This is a genomic window from Zhongshania sp. (assembly GCF_041584495.1).
Taxonomy (GTDB): Bacteria; Pseudomonadota; Gammaproteobacteria; order Pseudomonadales; family Spongiibacteraceae; genus Spongiibacter.
Genome location: NZ_JBFHDY010000281.1, coordinates 1 through 1,447, shown reverse-complemented (window position 1 = coordinate 1,447; position 1,447 = coordinate 1). Strand labels below are relative to the sequence as shown.

Sequence of the window (1,447 nt, the reverse complement as noted above, 5' to 3'; positions counted from 1 at the left end):
GGTTTTTTGTAATAATGGCGCCCCAAATTACCAGCCACTTTGGGGGTTCTCTTTCGTGCCAACCCCACCGCAACACCCAAGGCTGCTCTCAGGATTACGCGACAGGAAAACAGAGAATGAGTGCTGAAACGACGATTTACACCGATTTAAGCCCCGCTCAACTAATTGAGCAAGCCCTGAGTCGCGGCGAAGGCCGTCTCGCCGACAGCGGCGCACTCGTCGTTACTACCGGCAAGCGCACCGGCCGCTCACCTGGCGATCGCTACATTGTGCAAGAGCCATCGACCTCCGATGCGATCGACTGGACCAGCGTTAACCGTCCCTTCGATGCCACTAAATTCGACGCCCTCTGGGATCGTGTTGAAGACTACTTGGCCGATCATGACAGTTTTGTCTCTTCACTCCACGTTGGCGCCCACGAAGACCATTACATTCCGGTGGTTGTGAACACCCAAACTGCTTGGCAGGGTTTGTTTGGCCGCAATATGTTTGTGCGGCCTGCCAAATACAATCCCAAGAGCAAGGAAGAGTGGACCATCCTCAACTGTGCTGGCTTTGTTTGCGAGCCTGAGCGCGACGGCACCAACTCCGACGGCTGCGTCATCATCAATTTTGCCCAGCGCAAAGTCCTACTGGCTGGCATGCGCTACGCCGGTGAGATGAAAAAGGCGATGTTCTCAGTACAGAACTTCTTGCTTCCTGAAAAAGACGTCATGCCCATGCACTGCTCAGCTAACGTCGATGACTCTGGCCAAACCACCTTGTTCTTCGGCTTGTCTGGCACGGGCAAGACTACCTTGTCCGCCGACCCAAGCTGCTACTTGATCGGTGACGACGAGCACGGCTGGGCAAAAGGTTCCGTATTCAATATTGAAGGCGGCTGCTACGCCAAGACAATCAACCTGAGCCAGAAGAACGAACCCATTATTTGGGACGCGATTCGCTTTGGCGCCATTGTTGAGAACGTGGTTATTGACGACCACACTCGCCATGCCGACTACAATGACACCAGCCTGACTGAAAATGGTCGCTGCTGCTACCCATTAGAACACGTTGAAAAGCGTGTTATTGAGAACGCCGCAGGCGAGCCCAAAACCGTTATTTTCCTGACTTGTGACGTCTCTGGCGTAATTCCGCCAATTTCAATTCTGTCTAAAGAAGCGGCGGCATTCCACTTTTTGAGCGGCTACACCGCACGGGTTGGCTCCACCGAGCTGGGCGCAGAAGCGGGTATTCACCCCACGTTCTCCACCTGTTTTGGCGCGCCCTTTATGCCTCGTCCAGCTGGCGATTACGCCGAGCTGCTAATGAAGCGCATCGAAGATTTCGACTCTCAGGTTTATCTAATCAACACTGGTTGGACTGGCGGTTCAGGCGCAGCGGGCGGTACTGGCTCACGCTTCCCGATCCCCGTAACCCGCGCCGTGGTTGCCGCTGCTCAAAACGG

At 54.7% G+C, this 1,447-nt stretch carries 1 protein-coding gene; it reads left to right on the top strand.

Annotated elements, in window-relative coordinates:
• Positions 1 to 116: 116 nt before the first annotated feature.
• Positions 117 to 1,447: phosphoenolpyruvate carboxykinase (ATP) (locus tag ABYP33_RS19125; RefSeq protein WP_373092945.1), on the top strand; the 1,331-nt coding region annotated here is incomplete at its 3' end.